We start from the raw sequence: 16,365 nt of genomic DNA on the forward strand, positions 1-16,365 counted from the left end.
TAATGAAGGAACTCATTAGTCTGATTGCTATGAACAATAAAACCGTATTCTTTTATCTTGGCGTTCTCTTTTTTGGGCTCTCCCGGTTTGCAGATGCTGACCTGTTAACGGATATTTCAGACGCATCGATCGGGAAGTTGCTCAGATCCCATCAGATTACCGGCACACCTGAGCCGGATACACCTGTGGAGCCGTTCACCTCTCCAGTAGTGAAGTTAGGCAAAAAGTTATTTTTCAGCCCCGATTTAAGCCTCAGTGGTGCCGTATCCTGTGCCAGTTGCCATCATCCCCAAACTGCTGGCGGTGATGGTCTGGCACTGCCCGTCGGTGTGATCGTTAACGACCACACGCTGTTCGGGCAAAAGCGGCTGGATGCCCTGAAAGGTCTGTATCCGGACCAATACGAAGAGCTGCTGATCCCCAGAAACTCACCAACGGTATTTAATGCATCGCTGTACAGAGAGAATCTATTCTGGGATGGTCGTTTGCAGTACCTTCAGGAAGCGTTACCCGACGCTGGCACGGCCTCACCTGCCTGTGGTGTTGGTGGTAATGGACGGCTGGTGCGTCTTGGTAATGGCTATTCGAATGTGCGACCGGAATGCTATGAGGAGAAGAACCTGTTGCAGGCACAGGCCCGGCTGCCGATGGTCTCTCCCTTCGAAATGAAGGGCCTGAAAGATGCGCATTACAATCACCATGAACTCTATGAAATCATCATACAACGACTTCAGTCTAACCCGCAGTGGTGCAGCGTTTTCCGGCAGGCGTTTGCCGAGTCAGAGGCAGCCACTTGCCAGGAGATGATCCATATCGACCGGGTTACCGAGGCATTATCCAGGTTTCAGGGGCACCTGGTGTTTATCGACAATGCTTTTTTTCGTTACGTAAAAGGCAAAGGTGATTTGACACCCCTGGAAAAAGAGGGGCTAAAGCTCTTTTTTACTCCAGTAGTTCGCAATGGTGCCGGTTGCGCAGGGTGCCACAGTGGCAATAATTTGTCCGATGAGCGCTTTTATAATATCGGTGTTGCGCCCTACGGACGGGGAGCGAATGGGCGCGGCCTGGACTACGGTCGTAAAAATTTCAATTTCAGGCAGATGCCCTATTCGTTCCGTACCCCAAGTCTGCTGAATGTTGCCTTGACAGGGCCTTATTTTCACAATGGTTCAGCCGGGTCTCTTTACCAGGTAATAGAGGCGCATACGCTGCACTGGCAATTCCAGCAGATGGATGACAGAAAAAATAAGTCGTCATTAGCTCAGACTATCCGCAATATAGCGAAGGAAGGCCCGGGTTACCTGCGGCTGCCTTACCATTTGAAATCGTCTCAGATTGAGGCATTGATTGCGTTTCTTAACACATTGACAGACTCGTGTGTGAATAAACGTCAGTGTATAGACTATCTGGTTGACCGGCAGCCCATTATTACGGAACAGGATAAAGCGGATGATGTAAAGCAATCGGCGCTGCCTTTGGTTCCAGCGCCAGAATTATCAGGTGAACGGGTGGCTGTAGCACCACCTCCCGTTCATGGCTGTGCAAGAAATGCCACCGACATGAAATCTGTTGATGCTGTTACCACACCGTTGACGAATATCACCCGGTCCAGCGGTCTGGACCATCGGCGGGTTATTGGTCTGGTTAAGCCCGGATGGATAATGGATATCGTCAACTGGTCTGGCGTATCGGCATTTGATATTGATCACGATTGCCTGGATGATTTGATTTTCAATGATAATCAGGGGAATGTCATTGTCTACTATCAGCAGCCATCCGGTGGGTTTCGAAAAGAGATGCTGCCGCTGGTGAAAATCAACACAACCGGTGCCATTACTCCGCTGGTGGCAGATATTGATGGTGACTACAAGGCCGATCTCTTTCTCGGTAACAGTGGCAGTTACTTTCCCCAGATTATTTTCAATATGGTTGAAGCGCCATCATCCATGGTGCTGAGCAATGTTCAGGGGCCGACGTTAAACGCCAGTTTTGGTGATCTTGATCAGGATGGCCATCTGGATATGGTGATGGCCTTCTGGCGTAGCTACAAGTCAGCACGTCAGCCACAGGTGTGGCGCAATCATGGCTATCGTAACCTGCGGCCTGAGGGTATTGCCTATCCCGGGCTGAGAGGCAGCTATGGAGAGTTATTGCATGGGGATGGCGTGATTCACCAGCAGCATGATCTGCCGTTGTTTGGGGATAGTGATTTTACCTTTACCCCCAATATGGTCGATTTTGATAATAACGGTGTTCCGGATGTGCTGTTGACAGCCGATTTTTTTACCTCGCAACTCTGGCAATCAACGTCTGAAGGCTTGCAGGATATTACGGATATTAATGTCATTAATGGCAGTTTTGGCATGGGGGCAGCCATCGCCGATTTTGATAATGATGGTGACATGGATTGGTTTGAAAGCAGTATTTACAGCGCTGAGCGGAATCGGAAATACACTGGAAACCGGCTATATGAAAATATCGGCAATTTTAACGTCCGGGAAGCGACCGAAAAAACAGGTTTGCAAAAAGGAGGCTGGGGCTGGGGCAGTTGTGCTGCTGATTTTAATAACGACGGTTTGCTGGATATCTTTCATGCCACCGGTTATGGTGCCCTTCCGGAAACCGCTGTTTTTAATTCCGGGTTGGAGAAACAGCAGAACCTTCAGTTTTTGCAAAGCCACGAGGCATTTAATAACGCCAGACCAAGGCTGTTTATTAACCAGGGTGGTATGACATTTTCAGAGGAGTCTGCCGCGTGGGGGTTAACTGAGGTGAATGATGGTCGTGGTATTGTCTGCTTTGATTATCAGCAGGATGGCGATATTGATATTGTCATCAGCAACTGGGAAGGCAGGCCAACGTTCTATCGCAACAACAATACAGACAACAATGACTGGCTATCGGTAAAGCTGGTGGGTTTACCGGGAAATACCGAGGCGTTGGGAGCCAAGCTCTATCTGCATACTGATCAGGGGGTGCAGTATCGGGAGTTGCGCTTTGAGAACAACTACGTATCCGCCAACCCCCGGCAGTCCCACTTTGGCCTGGGACGGGACAGGAGCATTGACAAACTGGTGATTGAGTGGCCTGCACCTGACCGGGAATCAACAATAATAACCACACCGGACAAAAACCAGCGACTGGTTATCTATCACCCGGCCCTGGAACAAAACTAAATCATCCCTTAAGTAGCTGGCCATATGGTTAGCTACTTATGCCGGGGGAAATGGCTGTTGAAGTGAGGTGCGTTCAGTGAGATGTCGGCATCCAGGGTAATGTTCAGGAACTCCACCAGCATCACGGCAGTCAGCCCCCAGATCAGATACTCTTCATAGTAAAAAGACGGCATCATGTAGTCCTGGTTGCGCAGTTTCCAATGGTTGAACGTCAGGTTGTCCTTGTCCAGAAAGTAGCTTAACGGGACTTTAAAAATACGATCCAGCTCCGCCATATTGGCTCTTAGTGGTGTGTCTGCGGCAATAATCCCGACAATAGGGGTGACTTCCAGACCAAAGCGCGAGACCACCGAGCCGGTTTGGCCAATGATTCTGACGGCTTCCGGGGGCAGGGCGATCTCCTCAAAGGATTCTCGCAATGCGGTATGGACCAGGTCTCTGTCGGACAGGTCCCGCTTGCCCCCCGGAAACGCAACCTCGCCACTGTGGGTGCTCATGTGGGGTGCCCGCCGGGTAAACACCAGCTCTGGTTCCGGTGCATTGGTAATGGGTATCAGCACTGCGGCTTCTGGCAGTTGGGCATTTATTGTTCTGGGCTGGTGGTTTAGCAGCCGTTCTTCAACCTGGTTCAACATCATGGTGACTTCAGAGGCATCCTTGCAAGGGACTTGAATTTATCATAAGTAGCTCAGCCGGATTTATCCAGTGTTCTCAGGGCTTGTTGATGTTTCGTTGCCTGCACAGAGTGGATGGTCATTCTGCCTTTTATTAACTCTTCGTCGTGTATCCTGTAAAAGAGTTTGTTCATCCCTGAGGGTTTGTTACTCTGGTAAGTAGTTGGCCAAATGGAATCGTATATTTCTGGCTAAGTGGGCAGTTGCTATGCAAGGCGCAACGTAGGGAGCATAGCCGTAGCTATGTGACCGGAGTTGCAACGCCGCAGAGTGACTGACAACTTAGTCAGAAATATATGATTTCATTTGGTTAACTACTTATGGTCCTTTTTACCCCTCTGCCAGAAACAAGGAGTGAACGTTGATGACAGGATCCTCTATGCATTACTGCAGTGTCTGCGGTCATAAGACTCAAAGAAAGGTGCCTGAGGGGGATCATCGCCTGCGGGATGTGTGCAGTCACTGTCATACCATCCATTATCAGAACCCTCGGGTTATCACCGGTTGCCTGCCCGTATACCGGGATAAGGTATTGATGTGTAAACGGGCAATCGAGCCCAGAAAGGGGTTCTGGACACTGCCCGGTGGTTTTATGGAGTTGGACGAAACCATCGAAGAGGGTGCGGCACGGGAAACCCGCGAAGAAGCCTGTGCGGATGTTACCATTGAGTCACTTTATACGCTGTTTAATGTGGTGCATGTCGGTCAGCTGTCGGCTTTTTTTCTGGCGAGACTGGAACGGCCGGATTTTGCCCCGGGGGAGGAGAGTCTGGAGGTGGCCCTCTTTACAGAAGATGAGATTCCCTGGGACCAACTGGCATTTTCTACCATAACCCGGACGCTTCGCTATTATTTTGCCGATCGTCGGGAAGGCGTATTTCCCATGAGGCTTGAGTATGTTACGCCTCCGCAACGGCAAGACTGACCGGGTGAACATCGAAGGCAGGCATTTCATAAGGGTGCGCCCGCAGTAGCGCCTCAATGGCGGGTTTTAAAAACCGCTCCTGACAAAGCATTTCTACTTTCCAGGTTTCTTCTGAATGGATTTCGCCGGGTTGCCCGGAGAAGGGCTGGCTTCCCGGCAAGGGACGAAACTGGCCGGTCCCCGGGGTTTGCCAGCAACAGCAATCATAGGATCCATAACGACCAGCGCCGGCAGCGAACAGGGCCTCCTTGACTGTTTCAAGCCAGGGGGAGGGAATCATTACACAGACTTTGTACACCTGCGTTGCAGACTTGTGAGAAAGGTGTGCTTCACGTTGTGCAGATGATTCCTTCATGTTTATGAACCGTAACGGAAACGATTAATCACCGGCTGGGCATACATCTTTAAGAACCAGGGGCGGTATGGCTCAGGGCAGCGCTGCAGGTGTCGGGTAAATTCATCGCGTTTTTTCTGCAGATCGATGGCCGGGAATAACTGACCGATCCCCGGAACCTGAATAACCTGCTCATGCTGGTTGATCTCACTGCTGATCGCTTTCCAGGCAAACAGATTGGATGGCTGCAACTGATAGTTATGGTGAATCTGATGGTTAACCTCTTGAACCACCGAGGCGGCATCTTCAAAGTCTTCTGTCAGCGGTTTGCCAAACGCAACATGCACATGCCCTTTGTAACCATCTATGCCGGTAACGATGCTTTTCAAATCTTCATCGTCGGCTTTCTGATACTGACCGGTCTGTTGTTTCTCATAGAGTTCCCGGGCCTTGTCGCAGTCGCATGGGTCGAACTCGTAGGAGATGGAGACCGGTACAATATTCAGTGAGCGAATATTGTCAGCAAAAGCGCCCAGCCTGCCACGACGGCTCAGGTTAAACATCTTGATAATGGCCGGATCGGTCTGGTCATTACCATCCTTGGCCCGGCCTTCGCTCTGGGCAATCCAGACCGGCTGGCCTTCATCGATACAGTGATGAATGTAGGCAGAGAGATTCTGGAAGGCGAGCAGCTTTTCCCGTCGCCCGGACAGTGAGCGTTTGACGATAAAGCTTTTGTTCAGACGCATCAGGTCACTGACAAAAGGACGTTTGACCAGGTTGTCGCCAATGGCAATCTGGCAGGTTTCCATATCGTTAAGGTAGAGCGCGTAGTTGACCAGGGCCGGATCCAGAACAATATCCCGATGGTTGGACAGAAACAGGTAGGCCTTGTCCTTGTTCAGGTGCTTAATGCCGGAAAAAGACACCTTATGGGTGGTGGTTTTGATCACCCGGGTCAGATAGGGCTCGATCATGGCCTGAAAATCCCGGACATTATGGATATTCCGTGTTTTGTACTTTAACGCCAGAGAGGTGATCCAGGCCATGGCTCCGGAAAACTGCCGGGTTAAACCGGGGTAACGGTGCTTTGCCATCACCTGGAGCAGGTCTTTATCAGTTAACAGGCGAGCCAGTGTAGGCCGGACCTCATGGTCATGGTAAGGGCGGATATCGTCAAAAGCTTCCATTTGTGCCAATGCTTTGAGGTCAGATAAGGAAAAAATCGTTATTGATCGACGGGCTATTATATTTCATGGACTGACTGCCGGTCTGTATAGACACTGTCGCGTAATGTAACTGAGGCGCAGGGAGGATGCAAACCAGAGGTTGTTCATCATTTAAGGAATTGCCCCGGAATAATTTGCATATTTCTGGGTTTCAAAACTACGTTCGTCCTGAGCCTGTCGAAGGGCGTGAACTCCGGCCTCATGTATTGTGCCAATCACCCTTCGACAAGCTCAGGATGAACGGAGATCGAGTTCAAAATGTCGAAATTATTTCGGGACATTCCTGAGTATGTGTGCGATTGAAGTGATAACGGAGGTGGAATTGGTTGCCGGGTGACTTTTATCTCTGGAATGGGAATCGCTGTGAGGAATACCTGCAAACCGTTCCCGAACATCATATAATCCCGGTTTCAGGTTCCCGGAACCTGACCATTTATAAAAATGCCAGGCAGGGATTATTCATGTTGAAGCAGTTTAAAAGTGCTGTCAGTTTGGTGGTATTGCTGGTCACGGTGGCAGGGCCGGTCTGGGCTACCACCCCTGTTAGCGGTGTTGTGACTCAGAAAGAACAAAAAGAGCCGTCGGTTTCTGGTAAGGTTCAGGGACAGTTAAGCGAGGCGATTCAAATCCTCCGCTCAGGCCAGGCAACAAACCCGGCTAAAGCCATTAACGCTTTGCAGCGCATTGCCTACCAGGGCGATCAGCAAGCCCGGGCCGAAGCCATGCTCTGGCTGGGCAGGGCTTATCGTGACGGGCTTGCCGGGACCGCTAAGGATATTGGCATGGCCTTTGAGTATTTCCAGCAGGCTGCCGGGCGTGAAGGGCTGAATCCTGAGGCACAGTATGAGCTGGGACGGGCCTATCTCAATGGTGAAGGCACGGACCGCAATCTGATCGCGGCCTATATGTGGACCGAGCTCAGTCTGCAGGCCCCGTCGAAAATATCGGCCTCTGCAGAAGCCCAGAAAGCCAGGCTGGAGACTCTGCTCAATACGGTTCAACTGGAAAAAGCCAGGCAGCTGGTGGATCAGTTGGCCACTCTTTATCTGCAAAAAGAGTTGATTGAGGATTACCTGAATGCCGAGCCGGACGAGTTGGAGTAATTTATGTGCAGCCGTTACTCATTCAACCTGCCCAGGGTTGACCTTGGCTTTCTCGGTATCAACGATGTTTTAACTCAGAAGCCCGTGCAACAGGTGGTGCCGGGGCAGCAGGTGTGGCTGGTTCGGAACAGTGACTGTGGTGCCCCTGAACTCGCTCAGGCCAAGTGGGGGCTTGTCCCTTCCTGGTTGCAGGATTTATCCCGGGCCCAGATCAATGCCCGTGTGGAGACCGCCGCTGAGTCACGAATGTTCAAAAAAGCCTGGCAGGACAGGCGTTGCCTGATTCTGGCGGATAGCTACTACCAATGGCATATGGCTCCGGGCAACCGTCGTCAGTTGTGGCGTATCGGCGCAAAAGATGGTTCGCTGCTACTGATGGCCGGACTTTGGGAACGGTTCACGGTGGACAGCACTCTCTCTTTCGATTCCTGCGCCGTATTAACCATGCCGACAATGCCACCGTTAATGTTGCTCGCTGAGCGCATGCCGGCGTTGTTAACGAAGGCTCATGCACAGCGCTGGCTGTCCGGGGAACCTTTTGATATTGAACGTTTTTCTGCCTTTCTAGCCAGCTTTCCCTGGCACCGCCAGAATATTCTGAAAGGCTGAGGTTGCGTTGTTCAGAATCTCCATTCACTGCTGAAATGCTGGTCTATCATTAGCGTTCATTGTGGCCGTGTGCAGTGAACCCAGTGCAATTTTCTATCAGGAAAAAAATCATTTTTTTTACTGTCGTGCCTGTCACGCTGCTGTACAACCTGATCTTTGGAATCCACCTCTACCTCTCACTCAAACAGGCCACGGACGCGGTCGCCAAAGGATTGATTGAGCAGGTCTGGCATAATGCGGACAAAATTGACAGCCATACCCGGCAGCTGATGACCATGACCTCGTTTATGGGGGATATGTTGAGTCGGATGCCAGTGACTGACCATGCCATGATCAAACACTTTCTCACGGATCTGGTGGCAAGAAACTCTCTGGTTCGCGGCTTTACTTATGTGAAGCTCGGCAGCAGCCTGCAGCACTGGGACGTTTTTCATGCCTACAGGAATCAGTGCCGGGTCCGGCTGGATGAGAGCGTCGATACCGGCCTGTTTCCTGCCCAGTTCTGGTGGGCTAATCAGGATCAGCAGAAAGAGGGGTTCTGGACATCGCCAAGAGGGTCTGCGGATAAAGGGTGGATTGTCAGCTATATCGTCCCGGTCATTTCTGAAAACACGCTTTATGGCTATTTCTGGATGGATATCAGCCTGGCGGATCTGCGCCAGCAGCTGGTGGAAAACACCACGGGAAATGCCAGTTTTTCCATTGTTAATGGGGCAGGAGAGTACCTGCAGACGGACAGTGAAACGCCGAAGCGCTACCAGTTAAACAGCATTCATCAAAGCCAGTTCTATTACGGTTCACCGGGGTTATGGCATGACCTGGAAGAGCTGATTGAACGAGGTGAGCCCGCTTTCCGGCATAAGTGGGTGCCGGTCCGGCAGAATGAGTACTGGTTGATGGGGGCACCGATTAAATCGGCTTCCTGGTGGATGATCAGTTATGCCCCGAGGGAAACCGTACTGGCTCCGGTTATTGACCAGGCGCAGATTAATGCATTGCTGATGCTACTCTCCCTGACCTTGATATTTACCTGTGCCAGCCTGGTATCGGTGAGAATTACCCGTCCGATTATCCGCCTGAAGCGAGCCATGGATGATTTTACCTACCGTCGGGTCATGCCGGTGATTACCCATATCAGCCGGGATGAAATGGGCAGTTTGACCGAAAGTTTCCAGCAACTGGTGACCAGGCTGGCGGACCGGGAAAAAGCACTGCATCGGGCCAGAACCAGCAATATCGGTCATTTGCTGGAGCGGCTGAGGGGGAACTATTTCTATTTCAACCTCAATAAGGATGGGTGTGTTACCCATGTCAGTCCGTCAATAGAGGCCATTCTGGGCTACACACAGAAGGAGTTTCTGCGTCCATTGATCGGGTATCTTGCTAACCGGGACAGTAAATTATGTTTTCGGGATCAGTTTCGTGAGGCCAAGCAGGGGCGATGGGGCGATACCTTTGAGCTGGATATCCGGCATCTGAATGGCAGCATCCGCAGGCTGGAAATTTTCTGGAGCGATATCGGGGATCTGGAAGACAGGCAATATCTGGTGGAAGGGCTGGCCAATGATATTACCGATCGGGTCAGCGATACCAAGAAATTCAAGCTGCTACTGGACAGCGCGCCGGACGCAACCATCATTGCCACACCGGAGGGCATTATCGGCATGGCCAACAGCAGGACGGAAGATCTGTTTGGCTTTCACCGGGAAGACCTGGTCAATATGCCCCTGAGCCTGCTGACGCCAATGGAAAACCGTCCGGGGCACCCTCTGTTGGGTGATCTGGAAAAAGCCAGTTGGGAGCAGTTGTGCCTGGTGGGTTATGAATCCCGGGGTATTGATCGTAAAGGCCGGATTTTCCCGGTAGAAATCACCAGCAACCCCCTGAAAACCGGCGATGGACTGCTGATCTCCATGGTGGTTCGTGATATCACGGAACGCAAACGCATTGAGCATGAGTTGATGCGGGCCAAGGAAGAGGCGGAGCGGGCTAACCTGGCCAAAGGTCTGTTCCTCTCCAATATGAGTCATGAGTTGAGAACACCGCTGAATGGCGTGCTTGGCAATGCCCAGCTGTTGTTAAGAAACCTCTCGTTATCGTCGGCCCAGCGAAAAAGCCTGAACACCATTGAGGCCAGTGGCCAGCATTTGCTGTCACTGATTAACGATATTCTCGATTTAACCAAAATTGAGTCCAGCAAGATTGAGTTACACCCTTCTGCGGTTCGATTGCTGGAGTTACTGCGTGGGGTGCGCAATATTCTGATGGAAAGGGCGGTCAGCAAGGGGCTGGATTTACGCCTGTTGCCCATTGGCACGTTACCGGAAATTGTCATGCTGGATGAAATCAAGGTTCGTCAGGTGCTGCTGAATCTGCTCAGTAATGGGGTTAAGTACACGGTTAAGGGGTGGGTTGAATGCCGGGTGTCCGTGGCGGGCAATGATATTGTCTTTGAAGTCCGCGACACCGGTGTCGGTATTGCTCATGAGGACCTGGAGAGGGTCTTTGAACCTTTCCGGCAGGTCCATCTGGGGTTGCAGATCGGTGGCACTGGCCTGGGGTTGGCGATCAGTCGGCGGCTGGTCTCGGCCATGGGTGGGGAGCTTGATGTTATCAGTGAGCCCGGCAAGGGGAGCCGTTTTATTTTTGTTCTGCCGCTGGTTCTGGGCAGTTTTGCAGCGCTGAAAGAGCATCAGCGCCTACTGCCCGGTTCTATTTATGTGCATTTGGATGAGCGCTTCCAGGGGGTCCGGGTGCTGGTGGTGGATGATGTTGAAAGTAACCGGGATATGATGGCCGGGTTGCTGGACTCCGCCGGTTTCAGGGTTGATACTGCCGGCAATGGCCTTCAGGCGGTGGAAGCGGTGAAGGAGGTGGATTTTGACCTGATTTTGATGGATATTTCCATGCCGGTGATGGATGGGGTGACAGCGATCAGGAAAATTCGTGAACTGCCAGGAAAAGTATCGGTCAAAGCAGTGGCGGTGACCGCCAGTGTCAGCCATGAGGCCAGGGAGCGGTTGTTGATTCAGGGGTTTGACGAATACATTGGCAAGCCCCTGGATGCCGGGCTGATGTTTGATAAAATCCGCTGTTTACTGGGTGTGGATTATGTCACTGCGCTGCCAAAACCTGAGTGGAATGAAAATGCTTTGCTGCAAAGTCTCAAAGAGATGCGCATGGATAGCTTTGTTCATGCCATTATTACTGCTTTTGAGCAGGGCGACCTGGAGTCGCTGGAGCAGGCGCTGCACTCATTTGAGAACGACCCGGCATTAGCCGATGTGATTGGCTTCCTGCTGATGCTGACGGCGGATATGGATATTGCCCGGCTGGAAAATTTTATTGGTCAGCTGGTAGAAAATTTTGACAATAAGTAGCTGGCCATATGGAATCGAATATTTCTGGCTACTTGGGCGTTGAGGCATTATCAGTCAGTTTTATTGATATGGATTCATTACCAAAAGCAGTAAATTCATTCTCAACAGCAGCGTTTGCCAACCCTGAGAGTTGCCCGGTGCAACCGGGCAAACATTCCAACCCTGAAACTGCACACTGCCAGCCTCCGGGTAACAGAGAACAGCTAAGACAGGAATTGCTCGATGCTGTGAAGGTCGGCACGTTAGGTGCTCGACAGATCAGGATGAGCTCCGCGGAATCAGGTCACGCAAGATTCAAAAAAGAGTCGGATTATCTTGACCATAAGGATGAGTTACCAAAAGGACCAAGACCCGTCATCCTGATTATGGAAGATGTACCCACGATACTCAGGCCGAACCATGTCTCTGTTGGTCTGATAAAACCCGGTACGCTCGCTGCCTATAAAAAAAATGCCATTACCTCCAACTTAGAGAACAATGCGGTAAAGCCGGATGAGCTTTCTGCCAAATGCCTGCCTGACCACAGTTCACTGCGAAAGAAAATGGAGGAGAGAGCTAAACGGATCTGTACCGTTTATAAGGGATCTTCATCCGGTAAACTGCGCTGGGATGGCACATTCAAACCGCCTGAATTCAGGGAAAAAGATTATGAAAAGTTAACACGCCATTCAGAATGGCTAACCACCGGGTATAAAAAATCACAAATCAAGTGCTTTCTTTCTGTAAAAGAGGACCTTGGCAAAGACATTACCGACCATTTGCAGGATAAACACCAGTTAGAAGAGACTTTTGGCATCGACCCATTGCCCTGGCTGGTTTATTCCCAGCAAAGCGGCTCGGCAGAGGTTTATTTTGAGGATGAACTCAGTGGTCATCAGTCAGGGCTGTATAAAACCAGGCTCACTAATTTTGCGATATCCCATATCATTGCTGAAGATACCTTCAGGCAGGTATTGAATTTTCTGCCAATGCCGTTAAGAGCAAAGACCCTGAATCAACCGCATCTGCCAGCGATGCAGTATCCATGTCAGGACATTATAAAACTGGTAACGAACCCGGACTTCAATCATCAACACTTAAGGGAATTAATAGACCAGATTTGGAAATTAATAGACCAGGATTTCCCGGTTCAAAAAACGTTTCTTTACAAGGGGAGGTGGCAGACAGTACTTGATTTGTTGATCCAGTCAGCAACAACGTTATGGTTAAAAGATCATCGACGTAGTATGTCTCTGTATAATAACAAACAAGAGCATACGGGAGCGACAGCTGACGAGGAAGATGTTTTTTTCCAGTTATCTACTGAGCTGGCCAGACGCGGGGTGTCTTTTAATGAAAAAAATGGCAAGTATCTGTTAAGGGAATTTTATTCGATTAGACTTTGCTGTCGTCTAAAGGCATTGGGATTATCCTACAAGGGGGGCAATTTATGGTTTTTAATTACTGATGTCCCCTTCTTTAATGATCCGGCTGTCATGCTGGAATTTCATCAACGTTGCCAGAGACTCAGTTCAGCAAAACTGCAAGAAGTGTTTCACTACGTCCTTCGACGACCTTTTCAAGGGTATCACCCCTATGACCAATTAAAGAACTATTTGTTGGCTCTGTTTCGTTTTGGTGAACCCGATGAGCAAATATTCAGCGCTGTGAGGGAAAAAATAGCAGACACCAGCGCTAATGGCATTGAACAATCCCTGGGAACACTTTGTGCAGATGATTATATCCACTGGGTTAAAGAACTCTGGGAGCGGCGGGATCAAGAGCCCTTTTATCAGCAGTGGCCAGAAAATATCAAAAAAGGGCAACAACAAATAGACGAACTGCAAAAGTCCTTCGGCCTTACCGGCAGTCAATCTGCCCAACCTGCCTCATTGATGCAACCCACAGCGTTGCAATTTATCGTCGACGCCTTCAGCCAACCACCGGTTCTGCCCAATGCCAAAGATAACGAAGAGACCATTCTGAGACTCTTACAGCACTATTACCGACGTCCCGGACCAGAGCGAGTCATCCAATGCCTTGGCAGTGAGACATTGCCCGTGGTGTGGAAGCCTGCTCACAACTGCAGTCATGTATTGCGGGCCCGGAACAATCTGTTGTGGTATATCGAGTTGCTGGAGAAATTCGATCCAATGCACTTCTCTGACATTGAAAAGAACCTGTTGTCGCTGGCCATTATCTATCATGACGCTGCAGCGGAAGATGTTCCCAAACGAGATGAAGAAGCCAGGGCGGCTGACTATTTCAAACGGGATCTGAAGGGGCAGTATCCACAACAACAGCTGGAGGATATTGCCGAGGCGCTGGCCAGCAAGGAAGACGACGTACATGGCAAAAGCGACCAGACTATTTCCCCATCGGTTCGCCGTTATCTGCAGGTACTGCGTTTTGCTGATCGCATGGACTTTATCCGATGCACCGGAGTTGATGCCTCGTTCCCGGGATTCTGCACAGGCCGACACCCGCTTACAGGGTTTGACCCCCGGCGTTTGGATCTGCCGTCGCAACTCACCAGGGATTTCACCGGTGACCCTGCCCTGAAACCGGACTTCCAGCGCCAACTGGAAGCTGCCATGCATGGTGCCGCTGATCTGTTACAGGTCACTGGCAGCCATAGTAGAGACTGTCGGGCGGATTCCTATATCCAGACGTATCATCTCAAACCTGACAGGACAGCCATCAAAGAGAAATTTGAACTGACCCCCTTGCCACTGCAGAACATGGAAAACTATCTGGATGATAATGTCCGGCGTTTTATTGCCAGCCGTGCAGGCATTCACACCTGTTCCAGCCCTGACCATAAAGACTGCCATACTGACCGGCAAAAGGGGATTACCCGTGGCATCCATAATAGCTTCCATGACCTCAGGCAAGTCCGGGTGCCAACAGGGATGACCCGGCTGGAAAAGATGCAGTGTCGCCAGGGGTTCAGTCTGCTCAGCATGGCAACACAAGAGGCCATCGCCCAGGAGGTGCAACGACTGCAATCCGAAGGGATACTGATGAGCCTTGGCACATTAACCCAGCAAACCCTGAAATCACCCCTGGCAAAACAAGTGCTTGAGCAAAGAGGATTTGCGGTGATCAGTGAGAAGCGCTTCAGGGGGTATGACGACACTGGCAAGGTAAACCTGCAGGAAATGCTGGTGCCCATTCCTGTGGGTTCTGTCGGTTCATGATGCTTTTGTTTAGTCGAAGAATTGTGCGGGCATGATTTTTTCACCTCTTATTCATGAATGCCATTGCTTGCATTCCGAATAAACGTCCACTGTCTTGTGAAAATCGGTTCCGTACCTGACTTTTGGATTTAACGACATACGTCTTGTTAAAAAATTCTGTTTTTTGTGGAACTTACCCTGCTGATTTTTTGTCCTACCCGAAGTTTTGAGTCAAATAGCGGGCTAAAGTAATGAATGGTGTCGGTGTAAACGCGGCAGATGTTCGCTTTAACTGTTCTTCTATCTGTATAAATGACGAACATATCAGAGGGCAATTTGGTGGACACTCACTGGTGGAAACCTCTTGTAAACCGCAAGGTCACGTTTTCCACCTGGGGTGCATCACCCGACACCTTGATGAGCAGAGTGAAACAAGTCTTAATAAACGCCGATGCAGTGAATGCGAGCAAACGGCACTGCCACTGATTCGTAAGGACGGGGAAAGCGTCGATGACGACGAATCACCTTATTGTGAATCCCGGATGCTTAATGTCTGCCGTAGCGGTAATCTGAGCAAGCTGAACTGTTATCTGGACAAAGACAAGACGTTGGCCAATCAGCCTTACCGCTCGGCGCTCACCGGTCATCCTGAATACCTGTTAGCTGTCGCCTTAAAGCACCAGCATACGGATTTAGCCCGGACTTTGATCGACCACGGTGCCGATGTCAATGCCACCGATGGGGAAGGTCAAACACCGCTGCATATCACCGCTGCCAATGGGGATAAAACATGCCTGAAAAAACTCATTGAAAAGGGAGCGAAGGTAAATGCCACCAATAATAACGGCGAAACAGCCCTGCATATAGCCACCAAAATCAGCATAACCAGGGGCTGTCAACAATGTGCTGCCATGGGCATAGATATCACTGGAACCCTTATTAATGGCAAGACCTTCGAACACTATACCATCGAACAGGAAAACGACATTGGGTGTCTGCGTGAGCTTGCTGATAACAGAGGAGTGGACCTTAATGCCCGTGATAACGACGGTATCACACCTTTAATGATAGCGGCCCTTTGGGGCAAATTAGATCACCTGACTTATTTGCTTGAAAGAGCGGATTTCAATATCGCTGATTACAGCGGCAATACGGCATTGCATTTAGCTGCTTATTGGGGGCAAACCGATTGCCTGAGAAAACTGCTTGCTAAGAAAGTGGATGTCAATGTCAAAACACATATAGATGGTGCTACGCCCCTGCATATGGCCGCTCAGAACGGCCACATAGAGTCCGTCAAGGAGCTGCTGAAAAATTATCAAACCTCAGTCAATGAACAGATGAACGATGGCTGTACGGCTCTTCACTTAGCTGCTTCTGGGGACCACACAGAGGCCATCCAGACATTGCTGGCCTTTGAACGCTCCCTGGCCAAAGAGAAGAATAACAATGGCCGCACGGCTCTCCACACAGCTGCTCTTTCTGGCCACACAGAGGCCATCCAGACACTGCTAACCATTGCCCCCTCCCTGGTCAAAGAGAAGAATAACAATGGCGATACGGCTCTCCACGACGCTGCTCTTAAAGGCCACACAGAGGCCATCCAGACATTGCTGGCCTTTGACCGCTCCCTGGCCAAAGAGAAGGATAAATATGGCGATACGGCTCTCCACTTAGCGGCTAGTAAAGGCCATGCAGAGGCCATCCAGACACTGCTAACCATTGCCCCCTCCCTGGTCAAAGAGAAGAATAACAATGGCGATACGGCTCTCCACGA

The 16,365-nt window shown here is 50.5% G+C and carries 10 protein-coding genes; 7 read left to right on the forward strand and 3 right to left on the reverse strand.

Annotated features, from left to right (window positions below; genetic code table 11):
- Positions 1-2: 2 nt before the first annotated feature.
- The gene (locus tag CX664_RS02520; RefSeq protein WP_101745207.1) at positions 3-3,176 is read left to right on the forward strand and encodes a cytochrome c peroxidase; all 3,174 of its coding nucleotides are present in this window, start codon (positions 3-5) and stop codon (positions 3,174-3,176) included.
- A 32-nt stretch (positions 3,177-3,208) separates the two neighbouring features.
- Here CX664_RS02520 and CX664_RS02525 read toward each other — a convergent pair whose 3' ends face one another.
- A complete protein-coding gene (locus CX664_RS02525; protein ID WP_101745208.1) occupies positions 3,209-3,814 on the reverse strand; it encodes a CoA pyrophosphatase in 606 nt (201 codons plus the stop codon).
- Between the two features lie 415 nt (positions 3,815-4,229).
- Here CX664_RS02525 and CX664_RS02530 point away from each other — a divergent pair, with 415 nt between their 5' ends.
- Positions 4,230-4,775 (forward strand): NUDIX hydrolase, encoded by a 546-nt coding sequence (locus CX664_RS02530; RefSeq protein ID WP_101745209.1) that lies wholly within the window; start codon positions 4,230-4,232, stop codon positions 4,773-4,775.
- Here the strand turns inward: CX664_RS02530 and CX664_RS02535 are convergent.
- Complete coding sequence (locus CX664_RS02535; protein WP_276328466.1) at positions 4,750-5,130, reverse strand: YqfO family protein; 381 nt, start codon at positions 5,128-5,130, stop codon at positions 4,750-4,752. The genes CX664_RS02530 and CX664_RS02535 overlap by 26 nt on opposite strands.
- Positions 5,131-5,132: 2 nt before the next feature.
- Positions 5,133-6,299 carry a 1-acyl-sn-glycerol-3-phosphate acyltransferase gene (locus CX664_RS02540; RefSeq protein ID WP_101745210.1) on the reverse strand — a complete coding sequence of 389 codons (1,167 nt, stop codon included), beginning with the start codon at positions 6,297-6,299 and terminating at the stop codon, positions 5,133-5,135.
- 500 nt (positions 6,300-6,799) lie between these two features.
- Between CX664_RS02540 and CX664_RS02545 the strand changes: the two genes are divergently transcribed.
- The 5 genes from CX664_RS02545 to CX664_RS02565 form a co-directional block, all read left to right on the forward strand.
- Complete coding sequence (locus CX664_RS02545) at positions 6,800-7,441, forward strand: tetratricopeptide repeat protein (RefSeq protein ID WP_145999768.1); 642 nt, start codon at positions 6,800-6,802, stop codon at positions 7,439-7,441.
- Positions 7,442-7,444: 3 nt separating this feature from the next.
- Positions 7,445-8,050: an SOS response-associated peptidase gene (locus tag CX664_RS02550; RefSeq protein ID WP_101745212.1), complete on the forward strand. Its 606-nt coding sequence runs from the start codon at positions 7,445-7,447 to the stop codon at positions 8,048-8,050.
- Between the two features lie 83 nt (positions 8,051-8,133).
- Positions 8,134-11,430, forward strand: coding sequence for an ATP-binding protein (locus CX664_RS02555; protein ID WP_180966353.1), 3,297 nt, complete (start codon positions 8,134-8,136; stop codon positions 11,428-11,430).
- 8 nt (positions 11,431-11,438) lie between these two features.
- On the forward strand, positions 11,439-14,609 hold the full coding sequence (locus tag CX664_RS02560) for a hypothetical protein (protein ID WP_101745214.1): 3,171 nt from the start codon (positions 11,439-11,441) through the stop codon (positions 14,607-14,609).
- Between the two features lie 230 nt (positions 14,610-14,839).
- The coding region (locus CX664_RS02565; RefSeq protein ID WP_180966354.1) for an ankyrin repeat domain-containing protein at positions 14,840-16,365 on the forward strand (1,526 nt) is incomplete at its 3' end.

The organism is Endozoicomonas acroporae (assembly GCF_002864045.1).
In the GTDB taxonomy this organism is placed as follows: Bacteria; Pseudomonadota; Gammaproteobacteria; order Pseudomonadales; family Endozoicomonadaceae; genus Endozoicomonas; species Endozoicomonas acroporae.

What these genes read in the sequence shown, in the direction of transcription:
- CX664_RS02520 (WP_101745207.1), top strand. Translation starts at nt 3, where the DNA reads ATGAAGGAACTCATTAGTCTGATTGCTATGAACAATAAAACCGTATTC.
- CX664_RS02545 (WP_145999768.1), top strand. Translation starts at nt 6,800, where the DNA reads ATGTTGAAGCAGTTTAAAAGTGCTGTCAGTTTGGTGGTATTGCTGGTC.
- CX664_RS02525 (WP_101745208.1), bottom strand. Translation starts at nt 3,814, where the DNA reads ATGATGTTGAACCAGGTTGAAGAACGGCTGCTAAACCACCAGCCCAGA.
- CX664_RS02530 (WP_101745209.1), top strand. Translation starts at nt 4,230, where the DNA reads ATGCATTACTGCAGTGTCTGCGGTCATAAGACTCAAAGAAAGGTGCCT.
- CX664_RS02540 (WP_101745210.1), bottom strand. Translation starts at nt 6,299, where the DNA reads ATGGAAGCTTTTGACGATATCCGCCCTTACCATGACCATGAGGTCCGG.
- CX664_RS02560 (WP_101745214.1), top strand. Translation starts at nt 11,439, where the DNA reads ATGGAATCGAATATTTCTGGCTACTTGGGCGTTGAGGCATTATCAGTC.
- CX664_RS02550 (WP_101745212.1), top strand. Translation starts at nt 7,445, where the DNA reads ATGTGCAGCCGTTACTCATTCAACCTGCCCAGGGTTGACCTTGGCTTT.
- CX664_RS02535 (WP_276328466.1), bottom strand. Translation starts at nt 5,130, where the DNA reads ATGAAGGAATCATCTGCACAACGTGAAGCACACCTTTCTCACAAGTCT.